The organism is Vibrio sp. R11-SG3-ISO9 (assembly GCF_059834255.1).
The window spans coordinates 1-18,093 of sequence record NZ_JCBDGU010000035.1 but is presented as its reverse complement, the minus strand read 5'-3'; the positions used below and the strand labels follow the sequence as shown (position 1 = coordinate 18,093).

15 protein-coding genes are annotated in these 18,093 nt (G+C 45.4%); 5 read left to right on the top strand and 10 right to left on the bottom strand.

Translation table 11 applies throughout. The features are described 5' to 3' along the window. The gene (gene menD / locus AC6R05_RS10880) at positions 1–1,725 is read right to left on the bottom strand and encodes a 2-succinyl-5-enolpyruvyl-6-hydroxy-3-cyclohexene-1-carboxylic-acid synthase (RefSeq protein ID WP_500647430.1); all 1,725 of its coding nucleotides are present in this window, start codon (positions 1,723–1,725) and stop codon (positions 1–3) included. 11 nt (positions 1,726–1,736) lie between these two features. After that, positions 1,737–3,044 (bottom strand): isochorismate synthase, encoded by a 1,308-nt coding sequence (locus tag AC6R05_RS10875; RefSeq protein ID WP_500647361.1) that lies wholly within the window; start codon positions 3,042–3,044, stop codon positions 1,737–1,739. A gap of 291 nt (positions 3,045–3,335) precedes the next feature. Between AC6R05_RS10875 and AC6R05_RS10870 the strand changes: the two genes are divergently transcribed. The 3 genes from AC6R05_RS10870 to AC6R05_RS10860 all read left to right on the top strand — a co-directional run bounded on the left by AC6R05_RS10870 (position 3,336) and on the right by AC6R05_RS10860 (position 6,619). Continuing rightward, the gene (locus AC6R05_RS10870) at positions 3,336–4,553 is read left to right on the top strand and encodes a pyridoxal phosphate-dependent aminotransferase (protein WP_150871535.1); all 1,218 of its coding nucleotides are present in this window, start codon (positions 3,336–3,338) and stop codon (positions 4,551–4,553) included. A 92-nt stretch (positions 4,554–4,645) separates the two neighbouring features. Continuing rightward, on the top strand, positions 4,646–5,230 hold the full coding sequence (gene yfbR, locus AC6R05_RS10865; RefSeq protein ID WP_500647360.1) for a 5'-deoxynucleotidase: 585 nt from the start codon (positions 4,646–4,648) through the stop codon (positions 5,228–5,230). 45 nt (positions 5,231–5,275) lie between these two features. Then, positions 5,276–6,619 (top strand): anti-phage deoxyguanosine triphosphatase, encoded by a 1,344-nt coding sequence (locus tag AC6R05_RS10860; protein WP_500647359.1) that lies wholly within the window; start codon positions 5,276–5,278, stop codon positions 6,617–6,619. 25 nt (positions 6,620–6,644) lie between these two features. Here AC6R05_RS10860 and AC6R05_RS10855 read toward each other — a convergent pair whose 3' ends face one another. Further along, positions 6,645–7,262, bottom strand: coding sequence for a tRNA-uridine aminocarboxypropyltransferase (locus AC6R05_RS10855; protein ID WP_500647358.1), 618 nt, complete (start codon positions 7,260–7,262; stop codon positions 6,645–6,647). A 9-nt stretch (positions 7,263–7,271) separates the two neighbouring features. On the opposite strand from AC6R05_RS10855, the gene rrtA reads away from it, so the two are divergent. Next, positions 7,272–7,805, top strand: a complete 534-nt coding sequence (gene rrtA, locus AC6R05_RS10850) for a rhombosortase (RefSeq protein ID WP_331440701.1) — start codon at positions 7,272–7,274, stop codon at positions 7,803–7,805. A gap of 29 nt (positions 7,806–7,834) precedes the next feature. Here the strand turns inward: rrtA and AC6R05_RS10845 are convergent, their stop codons facing one another. From AC6R05_RS10845 to tig, 7 genes are all read right to left on the bottom strand, one after another. Continuing rightward, positions 7,835–8,131 carry a ComEA family DNA-binding protein gene (locus tag AC6R05_RS10845; protein ID WP_500647357.1) on the bottom strand — a complete coding sequence of 99 codons (297 nt, stop codon included), beginning with the start codon at positions 8,129–8,131 and terminating at the stop codon, positions 7,835–7,837. Between the two features lie 183 nt (positions 8,132–8,314). Next, positions 8,315–10,180, bottom strand: coding sequence for a peptidylprolyl isomerase (ppiD, locus tag AC6R05_RS10840; protein ID WP_500647356.1), 1,866 nt, complete (start codon positions 10,178–10,180; stop codon positions 8,315–8,317). Positions 10,181–10,396: 216 nt separating this feature from the next. Continuing rightward, complete coding sequence (locus tag AC6R05_RS10835; RefSeq protein WP_004736083.1) at positions 10,397–10,669, bottom strand: HU family DNA-binding protein; 273 nt, start codon at positions 10,667–10,669, stop codon at positions 10,397–10,399. 192 nt (positions 10,670–10,861) lie between these two features. Then, positions 10,862–13,213: an endopeptidase La gene (gene lon, locus AC6R05_RS10830; protein WP_032549602.1), complete on the bottom strand. Its 2,352-nt coding sequence runs from the start codon at positions 13,211–13,213 to the stop codon at positions 10,862–10,864. Positions 13,214–13,345: 132 nt separating this feature from the next. After that, entirely contained in the window at positions 13,346–14,626 is a 1,281-nt protein-coding gene (gene clpX / locus AC6R05_RS10825) for an ATP-dependent protease ATP-binding subunit ClpX (RefSeq protein WP_032549603.1), read from the bottom strand. 83 nt (positions 14,627–14,709) lie between these two features. Then, positions 14,710–15,336 carry an ATP-dependent Clp endopeptidase proteolytic subunit ClpP gene (clpP, locus tag AC6R05_RS10820; RefSeq protein WP_032549604.1) on the bottom strand — a complete coding sequence of 209 codons (627 nt, stop codon included), beginning with the start codon at positions 15,334–15,336 and terminating at the stop codon, positions 14,710–14,712. Between the two features lie 105 nt (positions 15,337–15,441). After that, the gene (gene tig, locus AC6R05_RS10815; protein ID WP_032549605.1) at positions 15,442–16,740 is read right to left on the bottom strand and encodes a trigger factor; all 1,299 of its coding nucleotides are present in this window, start codon (positions 16,738–16,740) and stop codon (positions 15,442–15,444) included. A 628-nt stretch (positions 16,741–17,368) separates the two neighbouring features. On the opposite strand from tig, the gene AC6R05_RS10810 reads away from it, so the two are divergent. Continuing rightward, on the top strand, positions 17,369–18,093 hold a 725-nt coding region (locus tag AC6R05_RS10810; RefSeq protein WP_500647355.1), incomplete at its 3' end, for a cache domain-containing protein.

The following is an 18,093-nucleotide window of genomic DNA, read 5'->3' as shown; positions in this document are numbered from 1 at the left end:
TTAGGCTTGCGCCTCTTTTAACATTGAATTGAACTGCTTCAACAAGTGAGAGGCTTGTTCTGGAGGTGTTTTTACTTCAACCAGTAGTGTGCCCTCGCCCTGCTCAAAGTGTGAATCAATGACATCTTGATACTGAGTTAGGGTTTCAGGGGCGACATATTGCAATCGAAACTGAGCAGTTGCATGCTCAAAACTGTACCCATGAGGCATTTGGTAGAGAGACTGTTTCTGCTGCTGAGGAACAGGGAGCAAGTCAAAAATCGCACCACCGTCGTTATTCGTCACCACGATAACCATAGGTGTCTGTGACTCACTAAGCAGTGCTAGTGAATTCAAATCGTATAGAAGCGACGTGTCACCGATTAACATCATCATAGGCTGCTGACGCGCTTCGAGTACGCCCGCTGCAGTAGCAACTAGGCCATCAATGCCTGATGCGCCTCGGTTACTATAAACTGAGCTATTCGGAACTGCTGACAACATATCGACCAGTCTCACCATTAGGCTGTTTCCAACAAACAGCCCTCGCTCTTTAAGTCTAGCCGACAAATCGACCGCAATACTGAGCTCGGTTAATTGGTCATCATTCATCAACTGTGCACGAGACAGTTGAGTGATGCTTTGTGACGCGGACTTCAAACTATCTGCCCACCCCGCACTCTGCGCATGCACACTTGGTAATGATTGACTGGCGAGCCATGATGCCGGCTGAGAAACGATATGTGTCTGAGGCAGATGATCTTGATTGATACAATGACTATCAGGGGATATCACAAGATACTGCTCTGGCGAAAAGTGTTTAGCTTGTTGCTTAATCCAGTGATTTAAACGCTTAGACACAATGCGCTCACCAAACTGCACGATACAATCACAATCATTTAATTGCTGAGCGAATTCAGGAATTTGAAGCCAAAGATCGTAGTGCTGCCAATCGCTCGCAACGCCAGATTGAGCATCACAAAACACAGGCCAACCTAGCGACTGTGCGAACTGTTTGGCTGCCTGTGCCTCTTCCAGCGCCAAAGAACCAATCACAACCACCCCACGACGCTGAAAATAGTCACTCGACGAGATGTTGGGACTGACTGCGTTTAAACTGTATGTCTTGGAGGTATATGGCTTATCACTCTCCTTCCATGCAGCAATTGAAGAGAGGTACTCATGATAAATTTCTGAATTCTCGTTGGAATAAAGCGGCTCTGGGTATGGACAATTAATGTGAACAGGGCCGCCATGAGCACTTTGTCGTGCTAAAACGTCATCGAGAGAGCTTAACAACCAGTTCAATGATACTTGGGTTGTTGGACTTGGCAGGTTAAGTGCGCCTTCAACATGCTGCGAAAAAATCCCTAATTGCTGAATAGCTTGGTTCGCGCCACAGTTAACTAATTCAACAGGTCTATCCGAGGTCAAAAGAATCAGAGACTCACGAGTTAATCCCGCTTCAACCACTGCCGGTAAAAGGTTGGCAACCGCGGTGCCAGACGTCACAATCACCGCGACTTTGCTTTTGGTTGCCTTAGCTAAGCCTAAAGCGAAAAAGCCTAAACCACGCTCATCAAAATGCGTATGAATGGTGAGTTTATTATTGGCTTCTGCCTCAAGAGTCAAAGGCGTTGAACGTGAGCCCGGTGCAATACAAACGTGCTCGACACCGCTGCGTGCTAACTCTTCAAGCAGTGTCGATGACCAGACTCGATTTAATACCGCTTGGTCATGCTTCAATGATGGTGAACTCATGATGCCACACCCAGTGGTGGGTGCTCAGAGATAAGACTTAGCAGAGTCGACATTTTCTTATTCAACTCTTGCCACTCATGCTCAGCGACCGATCCTGGCACGATCCCCGCCCCTGCGAACAACTGAACTTGATCGCCAACGATCAATGCACTGCGAATCGCCACACAGAATTCAGCGCGTTGGTGACTAATGAAGCCAACCGAACCTGCGTACCAACCTCGAGCAAAGGGCTCGTGTCTCAGAATAAAGTCCATTGCCTCTTTGCGAGGCAAACCTGCAACAGCTGCGGTTGGTTGCAGTGTGCCGAGTAGTTGCACACCGTTTACGCCAGCATGTAACTGCGCATGAATATGCCGTTTTAGATGTTGAACCTTGCGAAGGCGGACCAATCGAGCCTCTTTCTCGACGTTCACAGAGTGAGAATACGCCGTTAAGCGATCAATAATGTCGTCGACAACATATTGATTTTCATTGAGGTTCTTCTGGTCTTGAGTCAGCCAGTTGGCGAGCTCCATATCAGACGATGCATTCTTGCCGCGCCCAATCGTGCCCGCGAGTGCTTCCGTATCTAGCTCAGTACCGTGGCGACTGTAAAGTCTTTCTGGCGTTGAGCCGATAAAGCTATGCTTGGAGTCCAGCACCAACATGAAATGAAAACTGTTATGATTTTTTTGATAGCTCGCCTTTAATAGCTGAGCTGCACAAATCGGCTCATCCAAATGCACGGTCGTTTTACGCGCAAGCACCACTTTTTTGAAATCGTTATTGTCGATACCAGTGAGTACTTTCTCAACTAAACCATTCCACTCTGGTTGCTCTGGAAGGTGGTCAATATGTTCAATATGCGCACTCAACGGGGCCAATATTGCGGCATCAACAGACAGCTTTTTCAGCGCATTGATTGAGGCAGCGCGATCGGGTGTCAAATTGACGGCTAAAGACCATTTGTCATCAAATCGAATTAGCTCTACCTGCGGCAGGAAAAAAAACGATTCCATACAGCGTCGATTCTTCTCTGTGTGTCCATCGAAAGATCGACCACCCCAGATGCGTTGATCGTCTCCAAGAATCGCGTAAGCCGGTGCAGGGTCAGAAAAGGTATGGATTTGTCCTAACGCAACAACCTCTTCTCGAGTGTCTCGAGATTGCCAGTAGAACTTGGGGAACAGCGGTTGAGCATGAAGCCATTCAATAAATGCAAACGGTGGTTTTTGCTTAAGAACTTCAACACAACGAACTTCGCCAGCTTGTGCATTTTGAACTCGCTCAATCAAAGCGCAGATGGTTTGTTGGAAATGTGACAAATCGACCTCGTTCACATCTAATTTATTATTATATTAGTTTGATACTTTATGGGTAGCACCTACTTAGATCAAGAATGTATAAAATCTTTTCAGTATTCCTGTGATTTTAAGCGTTTCGTCCCTCAGTTTACCCAAGCTCGGTCCGAGTTTACGAAATCCCTCACTACCACTCTTAGACAGCCACTGGCTAAAGGTTATTCGGAATTAACCGATTGTTCAGATTTTTATTCTATCAAACGTCAATTTAGGGTACTTTAATAAAGTATTTAAATAATTTTCAGGAAATCGGCAATGCAAAATATCGGGATGTCGTCAAAACTCAACAGTGTATGCTATGAGATCAGAGGGCCAGTACTAAAACATGCTAAGCGAATGGAAGAAGAAGGACATAAAATCCTAAAGCTAAATATTGGTAATCCCGCCCCGTTTGGTTTTGACGCCCCAGATGAAATCCTAGTTGACGTAATTCGTAACCTGCCGACATCTCAAGGTTACTGCGATTCAAAAGGGATCTACTCTGCCCGTAAAGCCGTGGTGCAGCACTATCAAAAGAAAGGTCTGCGTAACCTAGATGTAGAAGATGTCTACATCGGCAACGGTGCTTCTGAGCTTATCGTAATGTCGATGCAAGCTCTGCTAAATAATGGCGATGAAATCTTAGTTCCCGCTCCTGACTACCCGTTGTGGACAGCCTCTGTTGCACTATCTGGTGGTAAAGCCGTTCACTACATGTGTGATGAAGAGAACGACTGGTACCCGAACCTCGATGACATGGTCGCTAAGATCACGCCAAAGACTCGTGGTATCGTTCTTATCAACCCGAATAACCCAACGGGTGCGGTTTACAGCCGTGACTTTTTGCTAAAAGTGGTCGAAATTGCCCGTGAGCACAAACTGATGATCTTCGCCGATGAGATCTACGATAAAGTGCTTTACGACGGTGCCGTGCACACTTCTATTGCTACTCTAGCAGAAGACGTGTTGATGGTGACATTTAACGGCCTATCAAAGGCGTACCGCGTTTGTGGTTTCCGTGGCGGTTGGATGTTCCTAACGGGCCCTAAACATTTAGCTAAGGGCTATGTTGAAGGTCTCGAAATGCTTGCCTCGATGCGTTTGTGTGCCAACGTACCAATGCAGCATGCTATTCAAACGGCACTAGGCGGCTATCAGAGTATCAACGAGCTTATCCTGCCAGGCGGCCGCTTGCTTGAGCAGCGCGACCGAGCCTGGGAACTGATCAACAAGATTCCAGGTGTGTCTTGTGTGAAACCAAAAGGGGCGATGTACCTGTTCCCGAAAATCGACACTGAGATGTACAACATCAAAGACGACCAAAAGTTTGTGCTCGATTTCTTGAAGCAAGAGAAGGTACTACTCGTACAAGGTACTGGCTTCAACTGGCCGAAACCGGACCACTTCCGTATCGTGACACTGCCGCATATCGAAGACTTAGAAACAGCTATTGGCCGACTTGAACGCTTCTTGTCGACCTACAGCCAAGAATAATCTTAGATTACAAGGCTTTAAATTAGTCTAGATCACTTCTATTCTTAAAGGGCTCCTACTTGGAGCCTTTTGTCATTTCAGGGAGGAAGTCTATGACCCAAAGCCATTTCTTTGCTCATCTTGCCCGCATGAAGCTCATTCAACGCTGGCCTTTAATGCGTTCCGTTTCCACCGAAAATATCTCTGAGCACTCCCTACAAGTTGCCTTCGTCGCTCATGCATTAGCAGTGATTAAAAACAAGAAGTTTGATGGGAACCTTAACCCTGAACATATTGCGTTGCTCGGTATGTATCACGATACCAGTGAAGTACTAACAGGGGATTTGCCAACGCCGGTCAAATATTACAACCCAGATATTGCAAACGAGTACAAAAAGATTGAGGCCGCTGCCGAGCAACGCTTGCTCTCTATGCTCCCAGAAGAGTTCCGAGAAGACTTCGCCCCTTTCCTTATTTCCGGTGAGGCCAGTAAGGAAGAGCAAAACATCGTCAAACAAGCCGACACTATCTGTGCTTACCTAAAATGCTTAGAGGAGCTAAGCGCAGGAAATCATGAATTTGAACAAGCCAAGCGCCGCTTAGAAGAAACCCTTTCACAGCGAGCCAGTCCAGAGATGGACTACTTTTTAACGACTTTTGCCCCTAGCTTCGAATTATCGCTAGACGAAATCAGTTAGCTAGGTATAAGTTGTGATAATAACTCTAAACCAATAGGTGCTCATTTGACGCTTTCAAACTCACCTACTCTATTGCTTGCCGAGCAATGGAAAGCACGCAACGACGATGAACACAAGATTCGCCGAGATGACCACAGAAGCCCATTTCAACGAGATCGCGCTCGTGTGCTTCACTCTGCGGCATTTAGACGCCTGCAAGCCAAAACCCAGGTCCACGGCACCGCAATCAACGATTTCCACCGTACTCGCCTGACTCACTCCTTAGAAGCAGCTCAGTTGGGAACCGGGATCGTCGCCCAACTTAAAAAGAAGCAGCCTGAGTTTCGAGAACTGCTGCCATCGGATAGCTTAATTGACTCTTTGTGTCTTGCTCATGATATCGGTCATCCACCTTATGGCCATGGTGGTGAAGTGGCGCTCAACTATATGATGCGTGATCATGGCGGCTTTGAGGGTAATGCTCAAACCTTCCGTATTGTGACTCAGTTGGAACCCTACACTGAGCACCACGGCATGAATCTATCAAGGCGTACTCTTCTTGGTTTGATCAAGTACCCATCGCTGATCAGCAAGGTAAAAGCCATCTCAATGCCAGAGCCAGTTAAACACCAAAGACAACTGCGAGCCAAAGATTGGATGCCAGCTAAAGGTATTTACGACCACGATAAAGCGCTGTTTGAGTGGGTACTGGCTCCCTTGTCTGAACATGACCAAGCTCTTATTCAACAACCAAGAAAATCTCACGTCGAGCCATTTGAACACAATAAGACCAAGTACAAATCTCTCGACTGTTCCATTATGGAGTTAGCAGACGACATCGCCTATGGCGTACATGATTTGGAAGATGCGATCGTGTTGGGTTCAGTGACCAAAGCCCAGTGGATGGAATCAGCTTACCCGCAACTGTTGGAAGCCAACGATCCTTGGGTCACACGCCACCTCGATTCAATTACTGAAATGTTGTTCTCAGGTGAGCAATACCGTCGTAAAGATGCAATTGGCGGCATTGTTAACGCGTTACTTACCAGCATCTCCATCAGGTCAGTAGATGCGAGTTTTGAAAACCCTCTGCTCTCCCATAATGCCTACCTAGAGCCGAGTATGGATTCAACCCTAGATAAGCTGAAGCACTTTGTGAGTGAGTTTGTGATTCAGGTACCTGAAGTTCAAGTCATCGAATACAAGGGACAGCAGATCATCATGGACATGTTTGAAGCCTTCAGTGCCGACCCTGAGCGCTTGTTACCACTGACAATTAAAAAGCAGTGGCAAAGCCACACTGAAGAGTGTCGTAAAATGAGGGTTATCGCTGATTACATCTCATCTATGACCGATGACCTCGCTCAAAAAATGCATCAACAGCTGTTCTCGGCACATACCGAGTTCTAACGAGCTAGATTTCGCTGAGACGCAGCTAACTTAAGTAATTTTTCTCAAATACGCCTGGTGGCATTTGGTCGATTTGAAACTGAATCATTTGATCAAATGCTGCAAGCAACGGGTCAAAATCACGATGAGGTTGCAGCAAGCTCAGTAAGTGGTAACCCGCCTCTACGGTAGATAGGCTGTTTTCACTCGGCGCTTTGCGAATCCGATAATTCCCTTTCAGATCTTTTGGTAAATGAAGAGTATCTAGCTGCTGTAAGTTGCTGGAGACTTGCCACATCTTGAACGCTTTCTTCCACGTCCCATCGAGCAAGATGATTCTCAGCTTTTGCTCCTCAGAACCATTCAAGCTAGACGCAGACAACTGCTCCACAGACAGCGAACTCTCATCTGGGTACAAGATTGCATGTTGATAGTGGTGGTCGTTCAACAGATGATTAAGAGCGTCATGGTCAGAGAAGTCTTCGCCAATGAAAGTCACGCTATTTTCCAACGACAGGGATAAAATACGTGCGGTCCCCATCGGTCTGTGCTCTTCTGATGGGTGCTGAAGAATGATAAGCTCAACGTCCGATTCAAGTGGAGTGATCCACTGACAAATACACGCTTTCAAAGCCTTACGGCACTGGGGGCAATAACGAGACATGGATTTACGGTGTACCCTGCTTTAGTTTTTACTTCACTGATGTGTGTGCTATTCCAATTTGACCCGATTCAAGCTTGGGTCGTTTGGGATCACAATGCAATCGCCAATGGACAATGGTGGCGAATCGTAACAGGAAACTTTTCCCATACCAACCTTTCACACTTAGCAATGAACCTTGCTGGGTTATGGGTGATCTGTTTTGTGTTTCAACCAAGCCGAGTCCGACTCCTAGTCTACCTGTTCATCATCAGCCTATTTACCGGAACAGGGCTTCTAGCGACAGATATACAAAGTTATGTCGGTTTGTCTGGAACGCTGCACGGTCTGTTTGGTGTATTCGCTCTGACAGAGGCGCTGACAGGCCGACGCTCAAGTTGGTTACTGGTTGCGGGGCTAGTTGCGAAAGTCGCATGGGAGCAGTTTGTGGGACCTTCTACTACAACTGGTGCATTGATCAATGCCCGTGTTGCGATTGAAGCTCATCTAATTGGGGCATTAGGTGGTTTTCTGTTGGCTTGGATTAAGGTAAAACGAAGAATATGAAGGGTTCTACCCCTTCATATTTAGCTCTATTACAGCTCAATTCTCTTTCGGTTCTTCTCAACGGTTGCTGCACCGATGCCTTTTACATTCGCTAAGTCGTCAGGCTTTTGAAATGCACCATTCTGGTCGCGATACTGCACAATCTCCTGCGCTTTTTTGTCTCCAATACCAACTAACAAAGCCGACAACTCTTCCGCAGTGGCCGTGTTGATATTTACCGTTACCTCTATCCCTTCATAAAGTTCTGCTTTAGACGGGCTATCTGCCCAAACTGAAGTACTAAAGGCAAGCATAAGAGACACTAAAAGAGTGTATAGACTTTTCATTTTCTTTCCGTTCCATGTTGTGAAAACTGAACGTTACTCTTTGAAAACCGACTACCGTAGTTTATTAAGGCAAAAATAAAGCGGGTCACCTAAGTGACCCGCTTTGAGTTACAACTGATTTTCATTGTCGTGTAGGCTGACTCGCAAACCTACTCTTCAAGCTATCTTTTACCGAGCTTGCTATTACTGACCTTGACCTACAATGTAGTATTCAACGTCAGCGTTCTTACGAAGTACGTTAAGAACGTTAGTTAGATCTTGCTGGTTACCAACTCGCTCTAGCTGCGCACCGATTTGAGTGCTGTAAGCTGGGTTGATATCTGCAGTAACCTTAGATAGCTCAACAACCACAATGTTACCGTTTTGGTCTTTCGCTTGACCAAATACTGGTTGATCCGCTTCTGGCTTAGCAAAAGCAAACACAGAGCTTGCTAGTGGTGAGCTACGGTCAATTGTTTCAAGTTCGCTGAACGTCAGGTTGTTTTCCGCTAGTACTGCTTCGTTACCCGCTTTTAGTTCATTCACTAGTGATACACCTAGCTCAATTGCTTGTTGTTCCGCTTTAACAGCAGACAGTGCAGCAACAACTTGGTCTTGTACTTCTTCTAGTGGAAGTACAGTTTCGTCACGAGTCTCTTCAACGCGAACCACGATAACGTGTTCAGGCGCTACTTCGATAACTTCTGAGTTTAGGCCATCTTCTTTCACTTCTGGGCTCAGAATCGCTTGCATCACAGCTGGCGTCTTCAGTAGCTCAGGAGCGTCGATTTGAGAAACGAAGTCCGTTGTCTGGATCTTAGCGTTAATCGCCTCTGCAGAGTCGTCTAGTGAGTCTGGGTACTCAAACGCAACCTTCTCTAGTTCAGTTTGTAGTTCGTAGAATTGGTCTACGGCTTCCTGATCCAATAGCTCTTGCTTGATTTCAGCCGCTACTTCAGAGAAAGGCTGTGCTTTAGAAGCTTGCAGTTCGTCTAGCTTGATGATGTGGTAACCAAATTCAGACTTAACTAGGCCTGTTGTGTCACCCACGTTCTCTAGAGCGAAAGCCGCATCTTCAAACGCTGGGTCCATTACATCACGCTCAATCCAACCTAAGTCACCACCAAGATCAGCACTGCCAAAGTCATCAGATTTCTCTTCTGCTAGTGCAGCAAAGTCAGCACCTGCGTTTAGCTCGTCAAGAATAGCTTGCGCTTTTGCTTCATCGTCACCTTGAACAAGGATGTGACTTACTTTGCGTTGCTCTTCAGTTGAGTACTTGTCTAGGTGCTCTTGGTAGTACTGCTCAGCTTGCTCATCAGACACCTGGATTTGACCTTTCAGCGCTTCTGCAGAAAGCTCAATGTAAGACACCTTCGCTTGCTCTGGACGAGTGTAAGCTAGTGGGTTTTGCTGATAGTACTCTGAAATCTCTTCTTCTGTTAGCTCAACGCTTTTCGCAAGTTCAGCAACAGATAGCGTCACTGTGCGGATATCACGTGTTTGAGCAATCAGTTTGCTTTGAGTATCGATCTCGCCTTGAAGAACAAACTCACTACCTTGTAGCGCTGTCACCAGTTGGTTACGCATTAGGTCACGACGCATGTATTCCGCAAAGCTTTCAGGGCCAAAGCCAGCACGACGAAGTGCCGCTTGGTAAACTTCTTGATCGAATTGACCCGCAGTTTGGAACTGAGGCATCTCTAGAATCATCGTACGGATTTGCGAATCGCTGATGCGTAGGCCTAGAGATTCAGCTTGCTGCTCAAGCAGTACATCGTTGATCATGCGATCAAGTACTGATTTACGGAAAGACTCTACGTATGCAGGGTCTGCAAGCATTTGAGAGAAGTAATCGCCAAGTTGTGATTGCATACGATTACGCTCGTTTTGGTAAGCTTGTTCGAACTCACCACGACCGATTTCGGTATTGCCAACTTTCGCTGCAGCGTTGTTACCGCCACCTGTGATGTAGCTACCTACACCTGCGAATACGAATGACAGGATAATCAACCCAAGGATAATTTTTACCGCGATGCTATTCACGCCTTCGCGTAATCGATCCATCATAATTTAAGTGCTCTCCGGATATGAAGCATGGGCTTCAACATAAAAATCTTATTCACGCGATATTATCAGAAAAAGAAATGCGCATCAGTAGGATGCGCATAATTTAAATTAGTTCAATGTGCTTTGCACAATAACTGTTTAAGAATGAAACATCATTTTTCAAACAGCTAACGCATCTTGCTACCTTGGCTTAACGAGCGCCTAGGTACCGCAATATTAGTTACATGCGTCTTTTAGTGCTTTACCAGCTTTAAAGCCAGGTACTTTTGCTTCTGCAATTTGGATTTCTTCACCAGTCTTAGGGTTACGACCTGTGCGAGCTGCACGAGTACGAACACTGAAAGTACCAAAACCAACAAGTGCTACTTGGTCACCTGATTGAAGTGTTGTGCCAACTGCTTCGATGAATGCGTCTAGAGCGCGGCCAGCTGAAGCTTTAGAGATATCTGCGTTTTCTGCGATTGATTCTACTAGTTGTGTTTTATTCACTGTGTTTCCCCTCTTTGTCATCTGCGACTAATTTAGGATGACGGTACGTTCCATTTTGGTTTTAATTTAGCCGAAAGCCTTATTGCAAAAGGGCTTGCGGCTTTAGTCAATTAACTTAGCGCCCAAAAAAAACGCTGACAAGCCTTTTTAGACTCATCAGCGTAATTCTTTACTTATTTTTGCTGCGCATCACTATTTTTCAGCGACAAACTCGACCCCAGACGGATCTCGTTCTAGTGCAACTTTCAATACTTCATCAATCCACTGAACAGGAATGACTTCTAAATCAGCGATTACGTTGTCTGGAATCTCCTCCAAATCACGCTCGTTGTCTTTTGGAATCAGTACTGTTTTGATGCCACCACGGTGTGCTGCAAGCAGTTTTTCTTTCAAGCCACCGATAGGGAGAACTTCACCACGAAGTGTGATTTCACCTGTCATACCTACTTCAGCTTTTACAGGGTTACCTGTCAGACTAGAAACAAGTGCAGTACACATTGCGATACCCGCACTTGGGCCATCTTTTGGTGTTGCACCTTCCGGTACGTGAACGTGGATATCACGCTTCTCGTAGAAATCCGAGTTAATACCCAGTTTTTCAGCACGAGAGCGAACTACGGTCATCGCAGCTTGAATCGACTCTTTCATCACATCACCAAGAGAACCGGTTTGCGTTAGCTTACCTTTACCTGGCATTGCTTCAGTTTCGATCGTTAATAGATCACCACCAACTTGAGTCCACGCTAGGCCTGTTACTTGACCAATGCGGTTGCTCTCGTCAGCTTTACCGAAGTCATGACGTTGAACACCTAGGTACTCTTTTAGGTTGTCCATAGTCACTGTTACAGACTTAAGATCGCTATCTAGAAGGATGTTCTTAACCGCTTTACGGCAGATCTTAGAAATCTCACGCTCTAGGCTACGTACACCCGCTTCACGTGTGTAGTAACGAATAATACCGATGATTGCAGAATCTTCGATAGTGATCTCGTTTGCCTTAAGACCGTTGCGTTTCACTTGCTTATCAACAAGGTGACGCTTAGCGATGTTTAACTTCTCGTCTTCTGTGTAACCAGATAGACGGATCACTTCCATACGGTCCAGTAGTGGGCCAGGAATGTCCATCGAGTTAGACGTCGCGACGAACATTACGTCAGACAGATCGTAATCAACTTCTAGGTAGTGATCGTTAAACGCGTTGTTTTGCTCTGGGTCGAGTACTTCTAGCAGTGCTGAAGATGGGTCACCGCGCATATCAGAAGACATCTTATCGATCTCATCCAATAGGAACAGTGGGTTCTTAACACCAACTTTAGACATCTTCTGGATTAGCTTACCTGGAAGAGAGCCGATGTACGTACGACGGTGACCACGAATCTCTGCTTCATCACGCACGCCGCCTAGCGCCATACGCGTATACTTACGACCTGTAGCAGCCGCGATAGATCGACCTAGCGAGGTTTTACCAACACCAGGAGGACCAACAAGACAAAGGATTGGGCCTTTCAGCTTGTTGATACGGTTCTGTACCGCCAAGTACTCAAGAATACGTTCTTTAACACGCTCTAGACCGTAGTGGTCTTCGTTTAAGATCTCTTCTGCTTTCGCTAGATTCTTCTTAACTTTAGAACGCTTCGCCCAAGGCACGCCAACCATCCAATCAATGTAGCTACGAACGACTGTTGCTTCTGCCGACATTGGCGACATCATCTTCAGCTTTTGCAGCTCTTGCTCGGTTTTTTCACGCGCTTCTTGAGGCATTTTCGACTCTTCGATCTTCTTCTTCAGAGTCTCGAATTCGTCTGGAGCATCGTCCATCTCGCCTAGTTCTTTCTGAATCGCTTTCATCTGCTCATTCAGGTAGTACTCACGCTGAGATTTTTCCATCTGCTTCTTAACACGACCACGGATGCGTTTTTCTACCTGCAGGATATCAATTTCTGATTCCATTTGGCCCATCAGGAACTCTAGACGCTCAGTCACATCTAGAATCTCTAGTACGTGCTGTTTGTCTACCAGTTTAAGTGGCATGTGTGCTGCGATGGTATCCGCTAGACGAGCGGCTTCATCAATCCCATTCAGAGACGTTAGTACCTCTGGCGGAATCTTTTTGTTTAGCTTAATAAAGCCTTCGAATTGATTGATCGCGCTGCGAACAACCACTTCTTGTTCTTTTTCGTCAAGTTCTGAGGTGACAACGTATTCTGCATCTGCAAGGAAGAATTCACTTTCTTTGAATTGGTGAATTTTCGCACGCTGCTGACCTTCAACAAGCACTTTAACTGTGCCGTCAGGTAGCTTTAAAAGCTGAAGAATCGTAGCAACGGTACCTACTTCGAATAGGTCGTCGATTGAAGGCTCATCAGTATCCGCTTCTTTCTGCGCCACTAGTAGCACTTGTTTGTTAGCTTCCATTGCCGATTCTAGGCAAGTAATCGATTTTTCACGACCAACAAACAGTGGGATAACCATGTGTGGGTAAACCACTACATCACGTAGAGGCAGCACGGGGATCTCGATACGCTCGGAACGTTCCAAGTTCATATATTTCTCTCTTCCGCTTTAACTTATAAAGCAGTATATGGGGCTTAAACGACTGGATTCAATGGAAGAATAAAAAAAAGGAGGTAATTGCTTACCTCCTTTTGGAATTTGAGTCACTAGTCTAAAAAAGACCTACTCTGCTACTGCCGCTTGGTTCTCTGAATTGCTGTAGATTAGAAGAGGTTCAGACTCTCCGTTAATCACAGACTCATCAATTACAACCTTGCTCACATCAGTAGATGATGGCAGTTCGTACATTGTTTCTAGTAGCACACCTTCTAAGATAGAACGTAGACCACGAGCACCTGTTTTACGGCTCATTGCTTTCTTAGCAATTGCGCGCAGTGCGTCTTCACGGAACTCAAGCTCAGTGTCTTCTAGCTCGAATAACGCAGCATACTGTTTAGTCAGTGCGTTCTTCGGCTCACAAAGAATTTGAATCAGTGCTTCTTCGTCTAGCTCTGTCAGTGTGGTTGTCACCGGTAGACGACCAATGAATTCTGGAATTAGACCGTACTTCACTAGATCTTCAGGTTCAACTTGAGTGAATAGCTCACCGATTGTTTTGGTTTCATCTTTTGAACGCACTTCTGCGCCAAAGCCGATACCAGAACCTGTTTCTACACGTTGTTCAATCACTTTATCTAGGCCGGCAAATGCACCGCCACAGATAAATAGGATCTTAGATGTATCCACTTGCAAGAACTCTTGCTGTGGATGCTTACGACCACCTTGAGGCGGTACTGAAGCGACTGTGCCTTCTACAAGTTTTAGAAGTGCTTGCTGTACACCTTCACCAGACACGTCACGCGTGATTGATGGGTTTTCAGCTTTACGAGAAATCTTGTCGATCTCATCGATGTAAACAATGCCGCGTTCCGCTTTCGCTACGTCGTAATCACATTTCTGTAGCAGTTTCTGAATGATGTTTTCTACATCTTCACCCACGTAACCCGCTTCGGTTAGTGTGGTTGCATCTGCCATAGTAAATGGAACGTCTAGGAAACGAGCCAATGTTTCAGCAAGTAGTGTTTTACCACTACCAGTAGGACCGATAAGAAGAATGTTACTCTTACCTAGCTCTACGCCTTCAGCTGTTGTATCACCATTACGTAAACGCTTGTAGTGGTTATATACTGCAACTGCTAGCACTTTCTTCGCGTACTCTTGACCGATTACATAGTCATCAAGGTGCTCTCGAATCTCACGAGGCGTTGGTAACGCTTCAGATTCTTTCTTTGGAAGAACATCTTTAATTTCTTCACGAATAATGTCGTTACAAAGGTCGACACATTCGTCACAAATGTAAACAGAAGGGCCTGCGATTAACTTGCGAACTTCGTGCTGGCTTTTGCCACAGAAAGAGCAGTAAAGCAGTTTACCGCTACCACCCTCTTTGCTTTTATCTGTCATTCGCTAACCTCTTAGCCTTTACTCTCTATGATTTGAGTGTATATCAATTTGCATCAATTTGCGTTAAACAATTGCCTGTGCAATTACTCACCGCGATGATTCAGAACTGAATCCACCAAACCGTACTCTACAGCTTGTTCTGCAGACATGAAGTTGTCACGATCAGTGTCACGCTCAACGATTTCTAGAGGCTGGCCTGTGTGCTCTGCCAATAGTTTGTTTAGCTTCTGTTTGATCGTTAGGATCTCTTGCGCGTGGATTTGAATATCAGACGCTTGGCCTTGGAAGCCGCCAAGTGGCTGGTGAATCATTACACGAGAATTTGGAAGCACATGACGCTTACCTGGCTCACCACCAGCAAGTAAGAATGCACCCATCGAGCAAGCTTGACCCATACATACTGTGCTCACGTTTGGCTTAATGAACTGCATTGTGTCGTAGATAGACATACCCGCAGTTACGCTGCCACCAGGTGAGTTGATGTATAGATAGATATCTTTGTCTGGGTTTTCTGATTCCAAGAAAAGCAGTTGAGCCACGACAAGATTTGCCATGTGGTCTTCCACTTGACCGGTTAAGAAAATGATTCGTTCTTTTAAAAGACGAGAATAAATATCGTAAGAACGTTCACCACGGGAAGTTTGTTCAACCACCATTGGAACTAGTGCGTCCATAATCGATGGCATTGTATTTTTTTCTTGGTAGCTCATATTCTTATGTCCCTAAAATAAATGGCCCGAATGATTAAATCATACGGACCATTGTTAGCAGAATTGTCGACCGTACGTCAACCTTCTACGTCAGATATTACTATATTAAGCAGGTTGCTGATTCATTAGCTCGTTGAAGCTAACTTCTTTCTCAGAAACTTGAGCTTTAGCGATGATTGCATCAATAGCTTGCTCCTCTAGAGCAACGTTGCGCATGTTGTTCATCATTTGCTCGTTTTGCTCGTAGTAAGCAATAACTTCAGATGGATCTTCGTATGCAGTAGCCATCTCTTCGATGATTGCTTTTACTTTCTCATCGTCAGCTTTTAGCTCTTCAGACTTGATTACTTCACCAAGTAGAAGGCCAACAACTACGCGACGTTTAGCTTGCTCTTCGAACAGCTCACGTGGAAGTTGGTCAGCAGCTTCAGTGTTGCCACCGAAACGTTGAGCAGCTTGTTGACGTAGAGTACCGATCTCTTGGTCGATTAGTGCAGCTGGAACGTCGATGTCGTTTTCTTTAACTAGACCGTCGATAGCTTGCTCTTTGATGCGGTTCTTAACAGCTTGCTTAAGCTCACGCTCCATGTTCTTACGAACTTCAGCTTTAAGACCTTCAACGCCGTCAGTAGCGCCGAACTTAGCAACGAATTCTTCGTTTAGTTCTGGAAGTTCACGAGCTTCAACTTTGTTTACTTTGATTGCAAACTTAGCTGCTTTACCTTTTAGGTTTTCAGCGTGGTAATCTTCTGGGAAGTTTACGTCAATTTCGAATTCCATGCCTTTAGTTTTGCCAACGATACCGTCTTCAAAACCAGGGATCATGCGACCAGCACCCATCTCTAGTGGGAAGTTCTCAGCTTTACCGCCTTCGAACTCTTCACCGTCGATAGAACCAACGAAATCGATAGTTGCACGAGAACCTTCTTCTACAGCTGCATCAACTTCAGTCCAAGTTGCTTGTTGCTTACGTAGAGTTTCGATCATCTCTTCAACGTCAGCTTCTTTAACTTCTACTGCTGGTTTCTCAACAGAGATGTTCTCAAGACCTTTCAGCTCAACTTCTGGGTAAACTTCAAAAGTTGCGTTGAATACTAGATCTTCGCCTTCTTTGTTTTCTACTGGTGCGAAAGTTGGTGCGCCAGCTGGGTTGATCTTCTCTTTAACGATCGCTTCGATGAAGTGGCGTTGCATTACTTCGCCCATCACGTCTTGACGTACTGCTTTGCCGTACATTTTAGCAACCATCTTCATTGGCACTTTGCCTTTACGGAAACCATCGAAACGACGGTTTTTCGCGATGTTGCGTAGTTCAGCTGTAACTGCATCTTCTATGTTAGCAGCAGGAACAGTAATATTAAGACGGCGCTCTAGGCCTTCTAGCGTTTCAACAGTAACTTGCATTATATAAAACCTCAAAACTGGCTCAGATAATCTGAGCATATGAGCCGTAACGTGCATTCCTTGGGAACGCGTGTTGTTGGCTGCATCCTTGTGTAGTGCTCTATCCGAACACCTAATTTAAAATTGAGCATTGATGCCTGAGTGATCATTCAATCAAACACCAGACTAATCAGCGATATCTTTTTTCTATGTTCTTCAGCGAAGTTCATAGCCTGTTTTACAACAAGGAAAGGTATCTCCGATTAGCCTCAGGACAGAAATTTTAGACGCGACATTCTAGCGATCTGTTTAATCTCTGTCGAGCCAATCACCTCAGCTTGATGATGAATGCTCTAAATTCGTCCGCCTGAGAGGGGCATATTCAATCAAAACACCACTCGACACATCGGAAATGGGGACAATAGCGGCTTTTTCAAGGGAATCGAGGGCTTTTTTTCCGAAAAAGCTTAAAAAGAGATCTTGCTCTTGTTTTACCCCTCAGAGTCGATAACTTTTTCAACAATCTGCGTTACAAAGCCTTAACCTATAACTATCTGTCAGCCCTCATTTTTTGAACTTTTTATGACACTTTGAGCGTTTCAGGCACATGACACGCTTTTCTACACCGTAATACACAGCGAGATCTCTTATGTTTCAACCTTCCCGCCTCCCCATTTTGCTGCTCATCACTTATGGGTTGCTGATGATTCTCGGCGGTCACTGGGTGTGGAAAATAAGTCATCAAAGCTTGCTCGAAGATCACCAATCAAAGCTTGACCGTTTCTCGGTACATATCGCCAGTCAACTGGATAAATTCGCCCATATTCCAGAACTGCTTTCTAAAGACAAAGAGTTGATCGATGCGCTACATGCTCCTGATAACTCTGCACAGATAGAGCTAACCAATCGCTATCTGGCACATGTGAATCAGGTAATACAAGCCTCTGACACTTATTTGCTCGACCATATCGGTACCACGATTGCGGCCAGCAACTGGAATCAAAGCCACTCATTTGTTGGTCGTAACTTTGCTTTTCGTCCCTATTTTCAGCACGCTTTTAGTGGCAAAGAGAATCAGTATTTCGCTCTAGGATCGACTTCTGGAAAACGCGGTTATTACTACTCTTACCCTGTCTCCTATGCGGCCGAAATCATCGGTGTGATTGTCGTAAAAATGGACCTCTCACTGATTGAAGCAAGCTGGAAAGGCAAACAGAGTTACTTCGTTGCTGATGACAAAGACCATGTGGTGTTTATGTCGAGTAACCCCGACTGGCTATTTAAAAGCTTGCAGCCATTGAACGATGAACGTAAACGTGAGATCCAAGAGGGAAGACAGTTTCTTGATACCAACATTGAGAGCCTGAATTTCAA

Coding starts and splice junctions, on each gene's coding strand:
- AC6R05_RS10870 (WP_150871535.1), top strand. CDS start 3,336: ATGCAAAATATCGGGATGTCGTCAAAACTCAACAGTGTATGCTATGAG.
- yfbR (WP_500647360.1), top strand. CDS start 4,646: ATGACCCAAAGCCATTTCTTTGCTCATCTTGCCCGCATGAAGCTCATT.
- AC6R05_RS10855 (WP_500647358.1), bottom strand. CDS start 7,262: ATGTCTCGTTATTGCCCCCAGTGCCGTAAGGCTTTGAAAGCGTGTATT.
- AC6R05_RS10845 (WP_500647357.1), bottom strand. CDS start 8,131: ATGAAAAGTCTATACACTCTTTTAGTGTCTCTTATGCTTGCCTTTAGT.
- ppiD (WP_500647356.1), bottom strand. CDS start 10,180: ATGATGGATCGATTACGCGAAGGCGTGAATAGCATCGCGGTAAAAATT.
- lon (WP_032549602.1), bottom strand. CDS start 13,213: ATGAACTTGGAACGTTCCGAGCGTATCGAGATCCCCGTGCTGCCTCTA.
- clpX (WP_032549603.1), bottom strand. CDS start 14,626: ATGACAGATAAAAGCAAAGAGGGTGGTAGCGGTAAACTGCTTTACTGC.
- clpP (WP_032549604.1), bottom strand. CDS start 15,336: ATGAGCTACCAAGAAAAAAATACAATGCCATCGATTATGGACGCACTA.
- tig (WP_032549605.1), bottom strand. CDS start 16,740: ATGCAAGTTACTGTTGAAACGCTAGAAGGCCTAGAGCGCCGTCTTAAT.